At 67.3% G+C, this 20,157-nt stretch carries 15 protein-coding genes; 4 read left to right on the top strand and 11 right to left on the bottom strand.

What is annotated here, in order from left to right; genetic code table 11:
- Positions 1-44: 44 nt before the first annotated feature.
- Positions 45-1,502 carry an aldehyde dehydrogenase family protein gene (locus AB0M76_RS03515; protein ID WP_365951296.1) on the bottom strand — a complete coding sequence of 486 codons (1,458 nt, stop codon included), beginning with the start codon at positions 1,500-1,502 and terminating at the stop codon, positions 45-47.
- 89 nt (positions 1,503-1,591) lie between these two features.
- Positions 1,592-2,470 (bottom strand): helix-turn-helix transcriptional regulator, encoded by an 879-nt coding sequence (locus AB0M76_RS03510; RefSeq protein ID WP_365951295.1) that lies wholly within the window; start codon positions 2,468-2,470, stop codon positions 1,592-1,594.
- A 345-nt stretch (positions 2,471-2,815) separates the two neighbouring features.
- On the opposite strand from AB0M76_RS03510, the gene AB0M76_RS03505 reads away from it, so the two are divergent.
- Complete coding sequence (locus tag AB0M76_RS03505) at positions 2,816-3,334, top strand: ATP-binding protein (RefSeq protein ID WP_365951294.1); 519 nt, start codon at positions 2,816-2,818, stop codon at positions 3,332-3,334.
- Between the two features lie 142 nt (positions 3,335-3,476).
- Here the strand turns inward: AB0M76_RS03505 and AB0M76_RS03500 are convergent, their stop codons facing one another.
- Positions 3,477-3,713 (bottom strand): DUF397 domain-containing protein, encoded by a 237-nt coding sequence (locus tag AB0M76_RS03500; protein ID WP_030868010.1) that lies wholly within the window; start codon positions 3,711-3,713, stop codon positions 3,477-3,479.
- Positions 3,714-4,024: 311 nt separating this feature from the next.
- On the opposite strand from AB0M76_RS03500, the gene tatA reads away from it, so the two are divergent.
- On the top strand, positions 4,025-4,204 hold the full coding sequence (gene tatA, locus AB0M76_RS03495; protein WP_365951293.1) for a Sec-independent protein translocase subunit TatA: 180 nt from the start codon (positions 4,025-4,027) through the stop codon (positions 4,202-4,204).
- 19 nt (positions 4,205-4,223) lie between these two features.
- On the opposite strand, the gene AB0M76_RS03490 is transcribed toward tatA, so the two are convergent.
- Entirely contained in the window at positions 4,224-5,393 is a 1,170-nt protein-coding gene (locus AB0M76_RS03490) for a DUF2786 domain-containing protein (protein ID WP_365951292.1), read from the bottom strand.
- A 263-nt stretch (positions 5,394-5,656) separates the two neighbouring features.
- Between AB0M76_RS03490 and AB0M76_RS03485 the strand changes: the two genes are divergently transcribed.
- A complete protein-coding gene (locus AB0M76_RS03485) occupies positions 5,657-7,357 on the top strand; it encodes a bifunctional 3'-5' exonuclease/DNA polymerase (protein ID WP_365951291.1) in 1,701 nt (566 codons plus the stop codon).
- A 71-nt stretch (positions 7,358-7,428) separates the two neighbouring features.
- Here the strand turns inward: AB0M76_RS03485 and AB0M76_RS03480 are convergent, their stop codons facing one another.
- The 4 genes from AB0M76_RS03480 to AB0M76_RS03465 are packed head-to-tail and all read right to left on the bottom strand — an operon-like array spanning position 7,429 to position 11,010.
- Positions 7,429-8,664, bottom strand: coding sequence for a hypothetical protein (locus AB0M76_RS03480; protein WP_365951290.1), 1,236 nt, complete (start codon positions 8,662-8,664; stop codon positions 7,429-7,431).
- A 60-nt stretch (positions 8,665-8,724) separates the two neighbouring features.
- The gene (locus tag AB0M76_RS03475; RefSeq protein WP_365951289.1) at positions 8,725-9,240 is read right to left on the bottom strand and encodes a SigE family RNA polymerase sigma factor; all 516 of its coding nucleotides are present in this window, start codon (positions 9,238-9,240) and stop codon (positions 8,725-8,727) included.
- A gap of 56 nt (positions 9,241-9,296) precedes the next feature.
- Entirely contained in the window at positions 9,297-9,758 is a 462-nt protein-coding gene (locus AB0M76_RS03470; protein WP_365951288.1) for a GNAT family N-acetyltransferase, read from the bottom strand.
- 4 nt (positions 9,759-9,762) lie between these two features.
- Positions 9,763-11,010: a serine hydrolase domain-containing protein gene (locus AB0M76_RS03465; protein ID WP_365951287.1), complete on the bottom strand. Its 1,248-nt coding sequence runs from the start codon at positions 11,008-11,010 to the stop codon at positions 9,763-9,765.
- A 583-nt stretch (positions 11,011-11,593) separates the two neighbouring features.
- Here AB0M76_RS03465 and AB0M76_RS03460 point away from each other — a divergent pair.
- A complete protein-coding gene (locus AB0M76_RS03460; protein WP_365951286.1) occupies positions 11,594-13,756 on the top strand; it encodes an AIPR family protein in 2,163 nt (720 codons plus the stop codon).
- A gap of 265 nt (positions 13,757-14,021) precedes the next feature.
- Here AB0M76_RS03460 and AB0M76_RS03455 read toward each other — a convergent pair whose 3' ends face one another.
- Genes AB0M76_RS03455 through AB0M76_RS03445 form a run of 3 tightly spaced genes read right to left on the bottom strand, consistent with a single transcriptional unit; the run spans position 14,022 to position 20,064 of the window.
- A complete protein-coding gene (locus AB0M76_RS03455) occupies positions 14,022-15,587 on the bottom strand; it encodes a class I SAM-dependent DNA methyltransferase (RefSeq protein ID WP_365951285.1) in 1,566 nt (521 codons plus the stop codon).
- Positions 15,584-17,140 carry a restriction endonuclease subunit S gene (locus tag AB0M76_RS03450; RefSeq protein WP_365951284.1) on the bottom strand — a complete coding sequence of 519 codons (1,557 nt, stop codon included), beginning with the start codon at positions 17,138-17,140 and terminating at the stop codon, positions 15,584-15,586. Before AB0M76_RS03450 ends, AB0M76_RS03455 begins: the two co-directional genes overlap by 4 nt.
- Positions 17,137-20,064, bottom strand: a complete 2,928-nt coding sequence (locus tag AB0M76_RS03445; RefSeq protein ID WP_365951283.1) for a DEAD/DEAH box helicase family protein — start codon at positions 20,062-20,064, stop codon at positions 17,137-17,139. The genes AB0M76_RS03450 and AB0M76_RS03445 overlap by 4 nt, the downstream gene beginning before the upstream one ends.
- Positions 20,065-20,157: the final 93 nt, after the last annotated feature.

Below are 20,157 nucleotides of genomic sequence, written 5' to 3'. Positions count from 1 at the left end.
CTGACTCGCACGAGTCTAGAGCGAGCTCGGAAGGGGAAACGCGGTCAGAAGGGGAAACTCGTCCGACCGTGCTGGACCGAGATCCACTTCTGGGTGGTGAACGCCTCGATCGTGGCCTCGCCGTTCAGCCGGCCCAGGCCCGAGGACTTCTCCCCGCCGAACGCGGCGAGCGGCTCGTCCCCGATGGTCGAGTCGTTGACGTGGATCATGCCGGTCTCGATCCGCTGCGCGAACCGCACGCCGCGCTCCACGTCCCGCGTGTGCACGGCGCCGCTCAGCCCGTACGGGGTCGCGTTCGTCAGCCGTACGGCCTCGTCCTCGCCGTCGAAGACCACCAGCAGCGCCACGGGGCCGAAGATCTCCTGGCCGAGCAGCGGGGAGTCCTCGGGGAGACCGGCCAGCACGGTCGGCTCGACCAGGTTGCCGCGCGTAGATCCGCGGACGAGGGCCTGCGCCCCGGATTCCACGGCCTGGTCCACGAGCGCGGTCAGGGCGTCGGCCTGGAAGGAGTTGATCAGCGGGCCGATGTGGGTGTCCGCCTCGTGGGGGTCGCCGGTCTTCAGGCTCCGCACCCGGGCGGTGAACTTCTCGGTGAACTCCTCCGCGACCGAGGCGTCCACGAGGATCCGGTTGGCGGCCATGCAGACCTGGCCCTGGTAGACGAAGCGGCTGAAGACGGCCGCGTCCACCGCGTAGTCGAGGTCGGCGTCGTCGAGGACGACGAGGGCACTGTTGCCGCTGAGCTCCAGGACCGTCCGCTTGAAGTGCCGGGCGGCGACGGAGCCGACGTGCCGGCCGACCCGGTCGGAGCCGGCGAAGGAGATGACCTTCGGGACGGGGTGCGTGAGGAGCGCGTCGCCTATCTCGGCGATGTCGGTGACCAGCACGTTGAGGAGCCCGGCCGGCAGGCCCGCGTCCTCGAAGATCTTGGCTATGACCCCGCCGCCGACCACGGGTGCGTTCTGGTTCGGCTTGATCACCACCGCGTTGCCCAGCGCCAGGGCCGGGGCGACCGACTTCAGGGTGACCAGGAACGGGAAGTTGAAGGGGCTGATCACGGTGACGACGCCGACCGGGAGGCGCTGGACCCGGTTCTCCTTGCCCTCGACCGGCGAGGCGAGGATCCGGCCCTCGGGGCGGATGGCCAGCTGGATCGACTCGCGGATGAACTCCTTGGCGAGGTGGACCTCGTACTCGGCCTTGGGACGCGTCCCGCCGAGCTCGTCGATCATCGCCTCGATGATCTCCTTCTCGCGCTCCTCGGTGATCCGCAGGGCGCGTTCCAGGACGGCGCGTCTGGTGTACGCGCTGGTGGCGGCCCACTCTCTCTGGGCGCGCTCGGCCCCGAGGTAGGCCCGGTCCACCTGCTCAACAGTGGCCACGGTGATGGCCGCGAGCTTCTCCCCGTTGTACGGGTTGACGTCGATGATGTCCCACGAACCGGTGCCGGCCAGCCATTCGCCGTCGATGTACTGGTGAGCCAGGTCGTCGAATATGGACATGCCATCCCTTACTGCGAGCGCGCACCCGTGCGCTGCACCGGAGACCGATCGGTCATCATGCACTGATCAGACGTCATACTACGTGCCAATCAAGACAGTTGGAGCAGGCCACGGAGAAGATCCCGGGTCCGGTCGGGGTCGGGGCAGTCGGCCTGAAGCCGCTCCATCGCCCGTTCGTACTGCGCCACTTCCTCGTCTTTGTCCAGGTAGAGGGCACTGGTGAGCTGTTCCAGATAGACGATGTCCTGGAGGTCGGACTCCGGGAAGCGCAGCAGGGTGAAGGCTCCGCTTTCGCCGGCATGGCCGCCGAAGGAGAACGGCATCACCTGTAGCTGCACGTTGGGTCGCTGGGAGACCTCGATGAGGTGCTCCAACTGGCCGCGCATGACCTCGCGGTCGCCGTACGGGCGGCGCAGCGCGGCCTCGTCGAGGACGGCGTGGAAGACCGGGGCGCTCTCGGAGACGAGCACCTTCTGGCGCTCGAGGCGCAGCGCGACGCGGCGGTCGATCTCGGCCTTCGTGGCGCCGGGCATGCCGCGGCTGACGACGGCCTGGGCGTACGCCTCGGTCTGCAACAGGCCGTGGACGAACTGGACTTCGTAGATCCGGATGAGCGAGGCCGCGCCCTCCAGGCCGATGTACGTCTGGAACCACCCGGGCAGCACGTCGCCGTAACTGTGCCACCAGCCGGCCGCGTTGGCCTCGCGGACCAGTCCCAGCAGGGACTCCCGCTCCGCGCCGTCCGTGACTCCGTAGAGCGTGAGGAGGTCCTCCACGTCCCTTGCCTTGAAGCTCACCCTTCCCAACTCCAAGCGGCTGATCTTCGATTCGGATGCGCGGATCGAGTAGCCGGCCGCCTCACGGGTGATGCCGCGGGATTCTCGGAGTCGCCTGAGCTGAGAGCCCAGGAGGATGCGGCGCACCACAGAACCGCCTGCTTCTGCGGTCACTAGTCCTGCCCTCCCCATCGCCATGTGTACGCGTGGTCTGCGCGTGATGTGCGTCGCCGGGGTCCCCGCACCCCAGGTCCCGCAGTCTGCCACCAAAACGCATCGGTCCGTACTCGTTCTGTAACGGAATCCCACCTGCCGGAAAAGAAGTCCGTAAGTATGCGTAGGAAGAAATGAGCAAGAACCATCACGGGAGTGGACAGGTCCGGCGCGTGCACGTGCATCTGCCCTTGCATCCAGCTTCTGCATTCGGAACGATGGTGCCGCGCACCTGCGTGCTCTTCGCGCCGGCGCCGGACCCACCCCGCAGTTCTTTCTGGACGGAGCGCGCCGCTCCGCCCGCGAATCCCGGGAGTGCCTCGCATGGGGACGAATGGATCGACCATGCTCGAGCCGTTACGGCAGGGGCTGCCCCCGGTCGACCCCACGGCTGTCTCCGGGTCCGCCTCCTGCGCTCTGCCCGCCCGCTTCGAGGCGGTGCGGGGCGCCCGTTCGTTCACCCGGTCCACCCTGTCCCAGTGGGGCCTCGACGACCGCTTCAACGACGTGGCCCTGGTGGTCTCCGAACTCGTCACGAACGCGCTGCGCCATGCCCTGCCTGAGGACACCAGGCCGGCGACCGGCGGCGCGGGCGAGCCGGAGGCCTCGGTACGGCTGCACCTGATGCGGTGGAGCACCCGGCTGGTGTGCGCGGTACGGGACCCCAGTGAGGACCGGCCGGGCGGGTCGTTCGCGCCTGAGCGGACGCAGGAGAACTGCGACCTGGAGTCGGGGCGCGGGTTGTTCCTCGTGGACGCGTACAGCGACAGCTGGGGCTGGCACCCGCTCGCGGGACGGCTGACCGGCAAGGTGGTCTGGGCGCTTTTCATGCTCCACGAATAGGCAGCGGGTCGTCCGCGGGCACACACGGGCATACGACGACTGGCCGGGGTTGATCATTTCGATCAGTCCCGGCCAGTGCACGTGCATGGCTTGATCGGTGCGCCGTTCCTCGGAGCGATCAGGCGATGTGCCGATCGGTCGATCAGGCGATCAGGTGGTCGAACTCGCCGTCCTTGACGCCCAGCAGCAGCGCCTCTATCTCGGCCGGCGTGTAGACGAGCGCGGGCCCGTCCGGAAAGCGCGAGTTGCGCATGGCGACAGCTCCACCCGGCAGCTTGGCGAACTCCACACAGGAACCTTGCGAGTTGCTGTGTCTGCTCTTCTGCCAGGTCACTCCGTCGAGTTCTGCAGCTGCCATCCCGTTGTACGCGTGGTCCACAGGAAGCCCCCGATAGTGCAGATGTCAACTGCACCGGATCATAGCTGTGTTCATAAGCGCATGCATGGGCAGATGCACGTGCACGCGGAGGGTGCTCTCCCGATCACTGTCAGGGAAGAACTCGGGTGGATCAGGGGCGAATCAGACCCTTATAAGGACTGGATCAAGGCGGAGCAGGAGTCGTCGGGGTGCACGGCACGCCTTTCAGTGCTCCTTTCAGCACTCCTTCAGATTTGTACGGATGCGTGCGGAGCTGTTCGATGGTCGGGTCCATCCGAAACCCCTGTCGCCGCCGGAAGGTGCGAACGCGCATGCTCCGCAATGCCTTTCAGCCCTGGCACCTGATCCTGCTCCTCGTGGTCTGCGTGCTGGTCTTCGGCTCGAAGAAGCTGCCCGACATGGCCCGCTCCCTGGGCAGGTCGATGCGCATCCTGAAGTCGGAGACCCAGGCCCTGCGAGGCGAGGGCGGCGACCGCAGCGACCGGCCCTGAGCGGCCTCGGGGAGGCCGCTCAGCGCGGGAGCGGGCGGCGCTTGCCGCCCATGTGCGCGCGGTCGGCAGCGGCCGTGCCGTCCTCCCAGCCCGCGTGGTCGGTGGCCCCGCGCAGCCGGGTGGTCGTGGTCCGGGGGAACATCTCGTCCGCCCGGGAGGTGACGGCGACGTCGCGGGCCACCAGGGCGGGCAGGTTGTCGGGGGCCTCGGCCACGGTGTGCTCGGCCGTCTCGGCGAGGCGCTGGCCGAGCCGGCTGGCGTACGCGAGCAGGAAGGACTGCCGGAACGTCTTGGTCCGCTTGCGCCCGCCGGAGCGCTGGGCGGCCTCGGCGCGGGTCATGGCGGCGGTCCCCTGCACGAGCAGGGACGTGTAAAGCAGCTCGACGGCCTCCAGGTCGCTCTCGAACCCCACCACGGTGGAGAACTCGTAGGCGCTGTTCCACACCGCCCGGCACCGGTTGGCAGTGGCGGCGGCATCCAGCAACACGGCCTTGGCCTCTTCGTACGGCGCCTCGACCCCGATGCGGCAGGCCGCAGGCACCTGGGCGGGCCCCTTGCCGCTCGCCGCGAGCAGGGCCTCGTCGACGGTGTGCCGGGCCATCAGCTCCTGGGCCTTGGCGCTGAGCGCCTCCGCCTCCTCCGGGAAGGTGGTCGCCTCGGCCTTGGCGAGCAGGGCCCGGATGCGGCCGAGCATGCGGGGCTCGATGTGCGCGTGCTCCAGGGCATCGGCGGCCGGGTCCCCGGGAACCGGACCCACCGGTTCGATGGAGGGCAGCCGGATCAGCAGCCGGAACACCTCGAGCAAGGCGGTGGCAATGCTGAACCGATCGGCCTTCTCCCGCCCCACGAGCCGTTCCCCGTAGGCGCCGTCATCACCCCACCACACCTCGGCGTCGGTCCACCGCTCGGGCAGCCGGGGGTACCGGCGCGCCTCGGCGGCGATCAAGTCGCGGGCGATCCGCAGATGCCGGTCGCCGAGGTCCCGCCCCACCAGCCGGAGCACGTCGGCGGGCTGCCACCCCCGCTCCCAGGCCTGCCGTACGTACGCCTCCCCGCGCCCCAACAGCTCCCGCCCGACCCCGCCCCACTGCCCGCCGTCCCCGACGAGCACGGAGGCCCCGGCATCCAGCCCGGCATCGTCCTGGCTGTAGAGGGCGGCTTCACAGGCACGATCGACAATCTCTCTCACCCCCTCAGCTTTACACGCCCCCACCACGCCAATCCCAGCCCCGCCGACGCTCGAGGCGCAGGGACCCGGCGCCGGAGCCCTTGGCGGCACGCCCCCGCCGCGCCCAATCCAGCCCCGCCGGCGCTTGAGGCGCGGGGGGCCGGGGGCGGAGCCCCTGGGAAACGGAGAAAGGGCGGGGCGGGGAGATGGCACCGCGCAGCGGAACCCGGCCCCCGGAGCGCCAGGCAGGCATGCTGTCAGACCCCGGTGGGACACTCGCACCCATGAGCGACCCCACCCCCCACTGGGCCCTCGCCGAAGCCGGCGACGGCCTCTGGCACGCCATGCCGCTCACCCCCGGGCTCACCCCCGGCCTCACCCCCGGCAGCCACCCCCTCATCGTCCACAACCCCGCGGACGCGATCCGCTCCGCCCCCGCCACCACCCGCTGGATCTGGCGGAGCACCACCGCCGTCTACCCCCGCCTCCTCGCCGCCGGCACCCGCGTAGAGCGCTGCCACGACATCGAGGACGCCGAGCTCCTCCTCCTCGCCCACGAGGGCCGCTCCGGCGAACCCCGCTCGGCGGCAGCCGCCTGGGCCCGGCTCACCGGAGCCCCCGTCCCCCCCGACCCCCCGCAGCGCACCGCCACACCCACCACCCAGGACTCCCTCTTCGACCCCCAGCCCACCCACACCCCCCTCCCCCTCGACGCGCTCGTCGCCATCTACCACGACCAGGCGAAGCGCGCCGCCGCCACCGCCCACCCCGACCGCCTGCGCCTGCTCATCGCCGCCGAGTCCGCCGCCTTCCTGATCGCTGCCGAAATGCACCGCTCCGGCCTCCCCTGGCGGGCCGACGTCCACCGCGCGCTGCTCACCGAGCTCCTCGGCGAGCGCTACGCCGGCGGCGGCGAGCCCCGCCGGCTCGCCGAGCTGGCCGACGAGATCTCCGCCGCCTTCGGCCGCCGCGTGCGCCCGGAGCTGCCCGCCGACGTCATCAAGGCCTTCGCCGAGGCCGGGATCCGGCTCAAGTCCACCCGCCGCTGGGAGATCCAGGAGCTCGACCACCCCGCCGTAAAGCCCCTCCTCGCGTACAAGAAGCTGTACCGGATCTACACCGCCCACGGCTGGTCCTGGCTCCAGGACTGGGTGCACGACGGCCGCTTCCGCCCCGAGTTCGTCCCCGGCGGCACCCTCACCGGCCGCTGGGTCACCAACGGCGGCGGGGCCCTGCAGATCCCGAAGGTGATCCGCAGGGCCGTCGTCGCCGACCCCTGCTGGCGGCTCGTCGTCGCCGACGCCGATCAGATGGAGCCCCGCGTCCTGGCCGCGATCTCCCGTGACCCCGCCTTCATGGAGGTGGCCGGGCGCCCCGAGGACCTGTACACGGCCATCTCCCGCCAGGGCTTCTCCGGCGACCGGGACATGGCCAAGCTCGCCGTCCTCGGCGCCGTGTACGGGCAGACCTCCGGCGACGGCCTGAAGAACCTGGCCGCGCTGCGCCGCCGCTTCCCGCAGGCCGTGGCGTACGTGGACGACGCCGCCAAGGCGGGCGAGGAGGGGCGCCTCGTACGGACCTGGCTGGGCCGGACCTGCCCGCCGCCGGTAGGCGCCGACGAGGACGGCGAAGCCGGGATCCCGCAGGACAGGGAGGACGGCTGGACTCCGAGCTACGCCTCCACCAACACGCGGGCCCGCGGCCGGTTCACCCGCAACTTCGTCGTCCAGGGCAGCGCCGCCGACTGGGCCCTGCTGGTGCTCGCAGCCCTCCGGCAGGCCATCGCGGGGGCCGGGATGCGGGCCGAGCTGGTGTTCTTCCAGCACGACGAGGTGATGGTGCACTGCCCCGCCGAGGAGGCCGAGGCCGTCGCCGAGGCGATCCGCGCCGCCGGCGACCGGGCCGGCCGGATCGCCTTCGGCGACACCCCGGTCCGGTTCCCGTTCAGCACGGCGATCGTGGAGTGCTACGCGGACGCCAAGTAGGAGCGGACGCGAAGCAGGAGCAGACGCCAAGTAGGAGCGGATGCGAAGCAGGAGCACGTTGCCCCGGATGATCAGCCGAACCACTTCGGGTCGAGCGCGATCTGCTTCAGCTGCTCCATCGTCAGGATCGGCTTGTCCCGGGTCGCGGGCTTGTTCTGGTTGCCGGTGTTGAAGGCGGAGACGACCACGCGCCGGCCGTCCGGCCGCAGTGTGTCGACGGTCCACCACACGACGTTCGCGCCGGCCTTCTCACCGTCCCTCGCCTCGGACTTCACCCTCGTACCGTCGGGCAGGGTGACGGCCCCGGAACCGAAGTGGCCCTTGAGGACATCACCCATGCCGGCCTGCACGCCGACCTGGACGAGCGACTTGCCCTTGCCATCGTCGAGCACGACATAGCCGTGGTCTCCCTCACCGCCCTTGCTGCCGACCGTGATCCCGGCCTTCGGCAGCAGGGACTCCAGTACCGCGGCGGCGCTCGCTGCCGTGGCCGTCTGCCCGGCAACGGCGTCCGGCTCCGCGGCCGGCAGGTCGCTCAGCGCCGGCTGCCACAGCGGCGAGGTCGCGAACTCCTTCAACTCTTCCGGGGCCAGCGGCGGATTGTCCCGTGAGACGGGCTGGCCCTTCTCGGCCGTAGCGTTCCACTCCTGTACGTCCACCTGGCAGCCCTGCGGGGTCACCAGCGTGGCCCGCCACACCTTCGTGGGCACCCGGCGGTCGGGGTACTCGTACCCCTGGAAGACCATGAGCTTCGAGCCGTCCGCGAGCGTCTCGGCGGTGCAGCCGTCGAAGTCCAGGACGTTCTCGTCGGGGCAGGTCACCGACTGGGCGGCGATCTGCCCCTTCGGGTCGACCCGCGCGAGGGCGACTCCGAGGGCCGCCGGCCCCTCTCCGTCGTCGTAGAGCCCGGAGACGCTCGGGTAGGCCGTCTCGCCCGTACCCCGCGCCTTGGCCCCGGACACCGTGCCACCGGGCAGCAGTTGCCTGAACACGCCGATCAGCTGATCGGCGGAGACGGAGCCGCCGCCGGTCTTCTCCTTCGCCGCCGGCGGCTCCTTCGGGACGGCCGGCGGCGCGGCGACCGTCGCGCCGGAACCGCCCGCGCCGTCGAAGAGGCCGCCGGCGTAGGCGCTGCCGGCGGCGATCACTGCCAGGGCCACCACCGATCCGCCGACCACGGCGGCCCTGCGGCGCGCCGCCAGCCGCCGCCCGTGCTGTTCACCGGCGGCGACGAGGGCGTGTGGGTCAGGCGTGAAGCCGTCCCCCGTACGCCGCAGGGCTTCACCGAGCACATCTTCAAGGGGCATACGGAGCCAGACCTTCCACCGAGTAGCAGGGAAAAGACGATCGAGGTGGCGATGCGGGGTTCAGAGACCGGCGAACTCGCCGAGTGATCCGCCCAGTTGATCCCGCAACCGGCCCAGCGCCCGCGTGGTGCGGGTCCGCACCGCCGCCGAGCTGGCGTTCATCGCGTCGGCGGTCTCCTCCACGCTGCGGTCCTCCCAGTACCGCAGCACGAGCACCGCCCGGTCCTTGGGCTCCAGTCGCCCCAGCGCCTCCAGCAGCGTCAGCTGCAGCGCCGGATCGGCACCGCCGGCCGCCGGCGCCCCCGACTCGGGGAGCTCCCCGACCGGACGCTCCCCCGCCGATCTGCGCCGCTGGTGCGTCAGGAAGGCCCGTACGAGCACGGTCTGCGCGTACGCAGCCGGGTTGTCGATACGGGAGATCCGCCCCCAGAGCAGGTACATCCGCCCCAGGGTCTCCTGCACCAGGTCCTCCGCGAGATGGGTGTCGCCGCTGGTCAGCAGGCAAGCCGACTGGTACAGATGCCCGGACCGGCCCGCCGCGAACTCACGGAACCCGTCCCGGCGCCCCTCCCGCATGCGTTCCCCCTCGCGTCGGTCTCACCCCAATGACGCGACGGCGGTGCCGGAAGGTTTCAGCCCAGTCCATGGAAGTAGACGTGGAACGCGTCGCGTTCGAAACCCTCCGCCTCGTAGAGGCTCTGCGCGACATGGTTGTCGTACGCGGTCTCCAGCTGCACCCCGGCCACCCCGGCCTCCCGCGCCCGGCGCAGTACGTCGCGCAGCAGCGCCCGCCCGGCGCCGGTGCGGCGGCCGGACGGGTCGACGTACAGGTCACTCAGGATCCACACGGGCCGCAGGGCGAGCGACGAGAAGGTCCGGTAGACCTGCGCGAACCCGACCGTGCCGGCCTCCGGCACGTCGGCGAGCAGCACCAGGGACTCACCGGCCCGGATCCGCTCCGCGAGGAAGGCGCGGGGCCGGTCCGGGTCCTCGACCTTCACCTCGTAGAAGTCGAGGTACCCGCCGAACAGCGTGCCCGCGACGTCGACATCGCCTTCACCGGCAACGCGCACCACCACATTCACATCATCCATGCACTCAGTGTCCGGTAACGGGCTGCGCAGGCAGGCTGAAGACGTGGTCCGGGGTGACGATCTTGGTGATCGCCTCGCCGAAGAGGGTGCTGGGCTCGGAACCCTTGTAGGAGATGTCCGTGTTCAGCGTCAGCGTCAGCGTGGCCTTCGCCTGCGGCAGGTACACGACCAGCGCCTGGTAGCCGGGCAGCGAGCCGTTGTGGCCGATCCAGCCCTGGACGTTGAAGATGCCCAGGCCGTAGCCGGTGCCGGGCAGCGCGTCGACGACCTTCAGCCGCTCGGCCTGGGTGGCGGGCTTCAGCAGGGTGCCCGTGGCCAGGACCCTCGCCCAGGTCTTCAGGTCACCGAGATCGGAGATCATGGCGCCGGCAGCCCAGCCCCACGAGGGGTTCCAGTCGGCCGCGTCCTCGACCTTCCCGGTCGCGGTCTGGTCCGTGTACCCCTGGGAGTGCGGACTCGGGAACTCCGCGCCGACGGGGAAGAGCGTGTGCCGCAGACCGGCGGGGCGGACGACCTTCTGGTTGATGTAGGCGTCGAGCTTCTGCCCGCTCTGCTTCTCCACCACCAGCCCCAGCAGGATCAGGTTGGTGTTGCAGTAGTAGAACTTCGCGTTGGGCTCGAACAGCACCGGGTGCTTGAAGGAGTACGCGAGCAACTCCTGCGGGGTGAAGGGCCGTCGGGGATTGCTCGTCAGGGCCTTGAAGAAGCCTTCGTCCTCGGAGTAGTTGAACAGCCCGCTCCGCATCCCGGCGAGCTCGCGCAGCGTGATCCGGTTCCCGTTGGGCACCCCGGACACGTACTTGCCTATGGGGTCGTCCAGCCCGACCTTGCCCTGGTCGACCAGCTGGAGCAGGGCGGTCACGGTAAAGGTCTTGGTCACGCTGCCGATGCGCATGTTCATGTCCGTGCTGATCGGCCGGCCGGTGGCCTTGTCGGCGACACCGAAGGCCCGCACGTAGTCACCCTTGCCGGGAGCCGACAGCGACACCATCACCCCGGGTATCCGGGCCTCGCTCATCACCTTCCGGACGGCATCGTCCAACTGCCGTGCCACGGCGGGGGTGAGCTGCGGGAACTCCCCGTCGGCGGCGACCGTGGACGACGGAGAGGCGCCGACGGCAACCGGGGCCGAAGCCGAGGCGCTGGAGGCCACCGATGCATCCAGGGCGTACCCCGCCCCCACCCCCAGAGGCACCGCCACCAGGCCCACTGCGGCCACCCCCACCGCCACTTTGCGCAACCGTGTCGACATCCCGGCCTCCTGCCACACGTCGCCCAGGTCCAGCCTTCCCAACCTAGCCCCGCCCCGCCCCGCGAGCGACCGGGGCCTCTCCGGGTCCCCGAAGCCCCAGGTCACACTCGTCCGGCAGTATCGACGCCCTCACCCGCCGGGCCCGCGATCCCACACCGCAAGGAGCCGCGCCGACCCGGGATGGCCGCCACCGGTCACCCGCATCGGGGCAAAGCAAAAGCCCCAGGTCACGGCGAGTGAGTCCTGGGGCTTCCACAGACCCGCCTTCGGGATTCGAACCCGAGACCTACGCATTACGATGCCCCACAAGATCATCCCGGCTGATGCCGGGCCGTGCCACCGAATCCTGTTCCCCCAGGTCAGGGGGGTAAGGCCCGACCTCGCGTGCCGCCCAATCCACCCTGTGCCGCCCCGTCCGCTCACGCAGACGGACTTCTCTTGTGGCTGCCTGCAGGCGAGGCCACGGGGCACCCACTCCACATCTTCGCAAAATGTGATGTACCACACCTCGCGCAGCTAGGCTGAACAGTCCTGTACGGAGCGGCTGTTGGGAGCGTTGGTGAACAAAGGCGGGCAGGGTGGCATGCCTCTGGAGGTACAGCACATCAGGAGTGCCTTGCTCCGAGAATTTGAGAACCGCATCTCCATGGACGATTTCGAGAAGAAAGATCCAAAGGAGCGCGAAACAGCCTTGTTGTCGCGGGCGGTGTCCGCCAAAGCAGCCCGGATTCTCGCGGACTGCAATTCAGATGAAGCGGCAGCCGGAGTAATCGACGGCCGGGACGACTTCGGAATCGATTGCGTCGCGTTCTCTGCCTCAGGCTCCGAACTCTGGCTAATTCAAGCTAAATGGAAAGACAAAGGGACGGCCGGGTTCGACACCGAAGCCGCCCTTAAGCTAGTACACGGCCTGAAGAAATTCGACAACCGCGACCTCGATCATTTCAACGAACGACTGCAGCTCCTAGCGGATCGCGTACACGGTGTCCTACGGCTCCCAACCTGCAAGGTCAACCTGGTTGTTGCACTTATGGGCGATGGCCGACTTTCCACCGAAACACGAAACATCCTAGACGAGGCAGCTCACGAGTTCGGCGGGCTCGGGCGCACCGTCGAATACCAGGTCGTGGACCAGAGAGACTTCCATCGGGCGATTCGAGAGGACCTGGAGCCCCAGCCGATCACACTCAAGGCGACCATGGATAGGGAATGGTATACCCGCGAGACTCCGTTCAAGGCAGTAACCGGCGAGGTCAGCGCCGATCAGTTGGCGCGTTGGTACGGCGGGAAAAGTAATGGCGCCGATCACGAAAAGGGTCACGGCGAGCGCCTTTACGACCGGAACGTCCGCCGCTCTCTAGGTCTCACCGGGGTTAATCAAACAATGGTGGACTCCATGTTGGAGGACCCCGACGGGTTCCTCTACCGCCACAACGGCATCACAGTGCAATGCGACAGGATCGAGCAGGAATATCACTCCAAGAGAGCGGTAGGGCAACCGACCACGCTAACCCTGACCAACGCCAGCGTGGTCAATGGTGCTCAGACGGTTACCTCGGCGTTCCGTGCGAACGAGATCAACCCGGAAGCGGTCGCAGAAGCCTACATCCTGGTGCGGATCATCTCCCTGGAGGGCACGCCCCAAGGCTTCGGACGCTCCATCACCAAAGCCACCAATACACAGAACCACATGGAGCGACGGGATTTCATCGCAATCGATGCGGTCCAAAGTGAAATCCAGAAGGACTTCCGCCTCTCGTTGGACAAAGAGTACGTCTTCCGCCGGGGCGAGTTGGATCCTGCACCAGAGTCGGGTTGCTCAGTCACGGAGGCCGCCATGGCTCTCGCATGTATGCACCGCGACTCATCACTCGCTGTGCGTGTCAAGGGCTCCACAAATGCCCTTTGGATCGAGGGGCCAGGCGGGGCTTACACCCGACTGTTCGGGCAACAGCCGGGCGCCCAGCAGATCTGGCGCGCTGTCCAGGTGTTCCGGCTCGTGCGTGACCAACTCACAGAGCTGCGGACCAAGCTCGCTGGCCGCCCCGCCGCGGTGGCAGACAACGGGGCACTCCTTGTTGCCCACATCGTCTTCCAACGCATTGGCAGAGGAAGCCTGGACGAGTCGGACGGCGAATGGGATGACGTACTTGCCGGAGTACCGGAACAGGTCCTAGCCGTACTGGTCTGCCTGATCAGCATGGTCGACACCCTTTTCACGAGCAAGAGCTACGTGACTAGCACCTTTGCCAGCCAAGAACGCTGTGCACAGCTGGTTGCCGCTGTCCTCAGCATGCTTGAGGGCGGTACCGGTCCAGAATCCCCGCTGAAACGGAAAGCTCTCCTGGAAAGTGCCGTGCAGAGCCGTCAGCGACGGCCCCAGACAGTGCGATTGCTCGTCGACCACGAAGCCATTAAGGACAGCACGCCCCTCGAATATGCGCCCAGCCCCGTGGAGGAGCTAGCGATCGGCAGCTGGCTTGACGCGGATCCTCGGAGGCGTCGAGCCAGCTGGGTAAACGACCGGAAAACGCCGATCCTCTGGGAGGCCGACGGCCGGCGATACTCTCCGACTGGATTGGTCTCCCAGATGTGGAACGAAGCCGATTGGAAGGAGCAGTGGAGCGCGGTCCAAGGCCCCAAACAGTGGCGGGTACCGGGCGAGGGGACGCTCGTAGAAATCGCTGAGCGTCTCTGGCGGCGGATTGCGGCCGGGGACGAGACGGAGGACCGGAACTTGGAGTGATCCCCTTCGAGCGTGCGCTCCGCGGGTTTGGCTGGCTGGCTTACCCAGCCAGCCCCCGCTCTCCACCCGCCCTCCCGGACCATCGAGATCCGCCATCAGAGAGTCCGCATAGAAGGGGTTACCTCAGGCCGCTCATACCCACGCACGCCGGGGCCAGGACTGCACCGCACCGGATTTCATGTCCGCCACCCACGGAACAGTCCTTGCGGAACAGTAGCCAGGCTGCTGAGAATACCCAATCAGGCGTTGGGCGATGGGCTTGGTTTCAGCTACGGGAAACGTCGGGCAGCTCCACACCTAGCTCCTCGGCAAGCGCCTCGATCTCGGAGAGGGCATCGCGCAGGTCTTTGGCTACGGCGAGAGTCAAGGACCTGGGAGACTGGTTCGCTTCAGCTTCAGACTCGGCAGGGTCGATCAGGCCGATGTCGAGGTTGACGGTCTCGTCTGCGAGAAGCTTGTCGCTGTCGAATGCTTGGAAGCGCTCGCCCGCCTTGCGGTTCGAGCGGTCCAAGTCACCCTCGCCGAATGCGACCGTTTCAAACTCAGCGAGGTGCTCGGGCTTCAAAGGCTTCTGCTTCAGCGTGAAGCGGTTGCCCGTGCGCAGGTCGTACACCCACAACTGCGTGGTACGCGGCGGTTCATCCTCGGCTCGATCACCGGGCACAGCGTCGAAGAAGAGGACGTTCGCCTTGACCCCACCCGCATGGAAGATTCCGTCAGGCAGCCGCAGCATGGTGTGCAGGTTGTAGTTGAGCAGCAGTTCCTTGCGGATCTTCGCGCCGACACCCCCTTCGTACAGCACATTGTCCGGAAGGATCACCGCGGCACGCCCCTTGTCGGTGAGCAGAGTGCCGATGTGCTGGAGAAAGTTGAAGTGCTTGTTGGTCGTGGGCTGCTCTAGCCAGAAGTCAGGACGCCGGTACGCCACGTCCTCACGTTCGGCTTTGCCCTCCCCATTGGTCACGGAGATCGACGACCTGCGGCCGAATGGCGGATTGGCCAGGACAATGCTGGCATGCCGGCTCGGTGGCTTCGCGAGGGCATCCTCTACGTCGATCAGCGGCTTACCGTCGGGGTCACCGATGGAGTGCAGCAGCATGTTCATCGCAGCGAGCCGGGCCGTGCCGGGAACCAGCTCCGTGCCCCAGAACGCCTTAGTGCGCAGGCGGTCCAGGTCCTCATCTGGCAGGTGTTCGCCGTACTCGCGCATGATTTGGTCGTGCGCCGCGATAAGGAACCCACCAGTACCGCAAGCCGGGTCAGTGATGGTGTCGTACGGCGTAGGCCGCATACAGCGCACGATGGACTCGATGAGGACGCGCGGCGTGAAGTACTGACCAGCCCCTGACTTGGTGTCCTCCGCGCTGCGGGCGATCAGCGCCTCGTACGCAGCTCCCTTAATGTCGGACTGGGCATCCATCCACCGTTCCTTGTCGATGAGATCGACGATGAGGCGGCGGAGGTTGGCGGCATTCTCGATACGGTTGCGGGCCCGGTTGAAGATCAAGCTGAGGGCGGTGTCCTGGTCGTCGGCACTCTTCTTGCCGAGGTCGTTGAGAAGCGTCGTGTACGCCTCTTCAAGCGGGTCACCGGTCAGGTCGATCAGCTCTGGCCAGCCGCGGCCACGCCAGTCGTCCGTGTCGGGCAGGACATGCTTGTGTTCGTCAGGGTTTGACTTCTGGGCGTTCAGCTTCTCGGTTTCGTCGGCCATCTTGAGGAAGACCAGGAAGCTGAGCTGCTCCAGGTACTCCAGGCTCGAGACGCCGTCGTCACGCAGGAAATTGCAAAACATCCAGAGACGGTCGACAAGCCGGCGGGCTTCCGGATTCACGCGCTGAACTCCAGGGGGAGGGTGGCCTGTTCGCCGATCGCGTCGACGGCAGAGGTCGTGTGGGCAGGGGGCGGCGGAGCCATTGTCGGATGGGTGTCGGCCTTGGCGCGGGCGCGGGCTACACGCCGGATGGCCTTCTTCTCAGCCTCGATGGCTTCACGCTCTACGCGGATGCGCTTGAGCAGTTCCTCGGCGGGCTCGTCGGCCGAGTCCTGGGGGACCAGGCGGCCAGCAAAGGCGTCAGCCAGGAGGGCGCGGCGGAGAACGGTGTTGTGCGCGAGAGCGGCGCGGCAGTGCTCAGTGAGCTGGGCCAGTCGCGCGAGCGCCTGCTCGCCTGCCTTAACCGCTGCCACCTGTGACTCAGGGGGAGGCGTCGGCACGGGTAGCTGCTTGACCTTCGAGATGCTGATCGAAGCCAAGTTCACGCTCTGCTTGCCATTGGATTCAAACCATGCGCGCGCTGCCGAATTTACGTACCAGGCAAGGAGCTTGGGATGAGTTGCATCGTCGCGTAGGCGTGCACGGAAGAGGTGGTTCTGATGGATGCAATCAGGCAGCTGGTCCTCCCAGATCCAGCCTCGACCGAGCTTGTCCCGGTCCCCACCTTCGGCCATGAGCAGGTCGCCCTCACGGAGCCGGAGCTTGTCGACAACCTTTTCCGCCACACGAATCTTGGTCACGTGAGTTAGGTCGAGCCGCGCGCGCTGGGCGTTAGCTACGCGTAGGTATGGGACCTCGGGGGTGTCTGGGTCGCCCTGCCGCTTCGAATCCTTGGTCACACCTCCGACCACATCGGCGATGTCTTCGAGTCGCTTCCACGTCCAGCCAACTGCGGTATCTGGGAGCGGGCCATCGTCGACTCCCATCCGGGACGGGATAGCGGAGGATGCGTGCTGCTCATCGGGATCGAGCAAACCTGTGGCAGCTGCCGACATCACGGCAACCTCCAGCCGGTCAAGCTGACCCAGCACCGTATGGAGCTTCGCTTCGATGGCGTCGAGCCTGGCCAGGTGCGCCTTCACCGCATCGACAATTCTGTGTTGCTCGGCGGTCGGGGGGACGGGGAATTCCACCGTTCTCAACCGTGTTGCCGACAGATGCGCAATGTTGGTCGTAATGCGAACCTCGCGCATGAAACGCCCGAAATGCATGTGCCTACGGAACACCAAGAGTGCCCATTCCTGCAGCACTCCAGTATTTGCACGAAAGCGGATCAGGCTGTTGGTGAAAGCGACGTCGGCGGGCACCCCTCGGTAAATAGCCGGCCGACCGACAAGGTGGGGACTCTGGCCCTCGTTGAGGAGTACGTCGCCAGGCTCTAGGCGATATTTTTCGAATACGCCGGAAAAATCCATCTCCTTGAGGTCCGTGGCATCGATACGGTCCTCGAAGACGTTGGCGACTCGCAGGTACGGGCGCATCTCAGGGCCGGTGTGCCAGTCGGGGTGCCGCGCACGACCGAGTTCAGCGTCACCGACGTCCGCCACTGTCGCCCAGGCCCACCCTCTGGGAAGCTCCTGCGGGTCATTCTTATTCGTTTCCGTACCGCTCACGCGCCCAGTTCCCTGTCCAGCTCGTCCACCAGCTCCTCCGGCTCCCATACGCCGCCGTCGAAGGTCGCCACAAAGTCGCCGTATCCGCCCGCCTTCGCGCACAGGCCCTTGTCCAGCGAGCCGACCTGGACCGTAGCGTTGGCCGCGACGACTCCCATGATTCGAGTAAGCCACCCCAACTGCTGCTCGTTGAAGATCACCCCAGCTGTGCGCTGACGAGCGAGCCAGGCCTCCAGACGGCCCTCCACAGTACTGCGATATGGCCGAAACTCTTCGCCATCGAGTCCCAGCTCGTACCGGAGCACGGTCAGGAACTCCACCAGCCCGGCGTTCCGGCGGGGGCTGTCACGGGCGATACCGAGGTCAACGTAAGCCTTCCACAGCCTCTGCTCGGTCCATTCCCGCCGGGTGGCCCGTACCTTCTCGATCAGAATCTTGAGTTCCCGCAGCACCTCACGCGGCGGTCTGCGTTCCTCGAAAGCGAGCCACAGCGACATGATGTCGCCCTGATGCTCAGGGGCGTTCATGTAGGTAAGCCAGTCACTGACCGTAGACCTGGCGCCCTCCTCGTCCGTCTGTCCGCGAGCCTCCAGTACCTGATCTTGGCTTATGTGGTCGATCAGCAACCAGCTATGCGAGGCCGCCTCCAGCAGGGCCGTCCGCAGCTCCTCACTCTCCACGAGTGGCCGCACCGCCGCCGCCAGATCGGAGCCCTCCGCCTCCGCTCCACCTTCCGCCCGAACGGTCGCGCGACGATCCGCATCGGATGCATGAACGAGGCCACCGACCAATGACTCAAATGTCAGATCCCCAGTACAGCGCTCGATGGCGACCAAGGTCTCCTCATCGATCCGCTGTCGGAGCCGGCTAAGCCGACCTGCCAGGGTTGCCGCGTCGTCGGCGTGCAACGGGCGGCCCTCTGCGCACGCCCGCAGAAGTCGCTCGAGGCTCGGAAGGGGCTGATCGTTGTCCCGGACCAGCGGGCGGGCATCGACCTTCTCGTGTTCGGTGACTCCTACCGCATCAACGATCACGAAGCGGTCTTTGTGCACCGCATCCGAGGTGATCTTCGCCAGAGCCTGGTCGCTGATGATGCGGGCGCCCCGGCCCTTCATCTGCTCGAAGTATGACCAGGTGCGGATGTCGCGCATGAACAGCAGGCACTCAAGGGCTGGGATGTCGGTACCCGTCGCGATCATGTCGACGGTGACGGCAATCCGCAGCCCCGACTTGTTACGGAAGTCAGCCAGGGCCTGGTCCGGCTGGGATGCCTTGCTTGTGATCTTCCGGCAGATGCCGTCGCCGGCCTGGAAGACCTCTCGCACCGCCTTGACAATCGCGTCTGCATGGAGATCGTTCTGCGCGAAGATCAAGGTCTTCGGAACAGTCTTACGCGCACGCGCTTGTCCGGTCTCCGGATTGGTCACGGGCGGGAAGATCTCGGCGAAAAGCTTCTCCTTGAATGTGCTGATCACCGTCCGGATCTGATCCTCGGACCGGACACGATGGTTGATCTCCTGCGGCGCGTACGGATCGTCTTCGGCCTGCTCCTCCCAGTGCTGCTGCCGGGTGAGCTTGTTGATCTTCGCGAGGACCGTATTTATCTGCTCAACCGTGCCGCCAGGGTGGACCGCCTCCGTCTGAGCAGGGATCACCGCCCCCTGCTGGGTGATCTTGGTGGAGATCTTGTAGACGTCGTAGTCGACGTTGACGCCGTCTGCGACCGCTTCGCCGTAGGTGTAGGAGCTGACAAGGTTCTTCTGGAAGTAGGCGAAGGTCGGCGCAATCGGGGTTGCGGTCAGGCCGATCACGTGAGCGTCGAAGTACTCCAGGACAGGCATCCAGCGGCCGTAGATCGAGCGATGGCACTCGTCAACAACGATGACGTCGAAGTAGTCCGGCGGCAGTTCGGGCGTGTACCGCACAGTCGCAGTCCTGCCCGCGAGCCTGTCTGCTTCCTTGTCCTCAAAATCCTCGTTGTCAGGGCCAGGCACGGGAAGACCGGAAAGTTTGCACCAAAGACGCTGGATCGTGGAGATCACGATCTTGTCGGAGTCGGCTAGCGACCCACCCGCCAGGAGCTTCAGCGGCATCTGCTGGTGGAGGGGCTGACGGGAGCCCAGCGGTTGGAAGCCGTGGTACTCGGCAAACGCTTGCTTGCCGAGGTTGTTGCGGTCGACCAGGAAGAGAACGCGGTGGGCGCGAGCATGCTTGAGCAGCCGATAGCTGCCCTGCACAACGGTGTAAGTCTTGCCGGCGCCAGTCGCCATCTGGATCAATGCCCGCGGATCGTCGCGGGCAAGGGACTTCTCCAGGCCCTTGATGGCTTTGTACTGGGCGGAGCGCAGCCGCTTGTGGTCCAGAGGCACGGCAGGAAGCTGCCGCAGCCGCGCCCGCAGCGTCGGGGCTTGTGGGTCACGTAGCGCCTCACGCATCCAGCGGGCCACCGTGGCGGGCTGATGCGGGGCGAAAACGAGACGGCTCCGAGCCCCACCAGGCAGCGCGTCCGGCGCCGTAGTGCCGTCCAGATGTTCGGCGTCGAGGGCGTTGCGAAAGCGCCACACGACGCCGTTGGTCCCGTAGCGGAAGGGCAGCGGGCGGTTCGCGAAGGCCCGCTGCCCGTGCTGCTCTGCCTGGGGGCCGGCTTGGGCCTCAGCCTTGGCCAGCAGGTCGTCGGGGTCATCAGCGGCCGGGCCGACCGCCACCACCCCGGTCGGGGCATGGTCGACGTACAGAAGGTAAAGAGTCTCGCCACTGACGCCTGGGGTGCGCACCGCCTCCCCGCCCTGCAATAGCGAACGCCCGGACGGGGCGCAGACCCTCCACCCTGCGGCCTCTAGCGCGCTCTCCGCCCAGTCTGTCACTTCCGCGCCAACGATGCCCACGGCCCCTCCCCCGCCCTGTTCAACCTGTGTCAGGTTCACACATCGCCCATTACATCAGTGCGACGGAGGCCAGGATGTGGTGTGTGGCTGGATCACTGCGCGGGGCTCCACCGTTTTGACTGATCACCGCAG

The sequence above is a fragment of the Streptomyces sp. NPDC051364 genome, assembly GCF_040682115.1.
In the GTDB taxonomy this organism is placed as follows: Bacteria; Actinomycetota; Actinomycetes; order Streptomycetales; family Streptomycetaceae; genus Streptomyces.
This window is presented reverse-complemented; position numbering and strand designations above follow the sequence as displayed.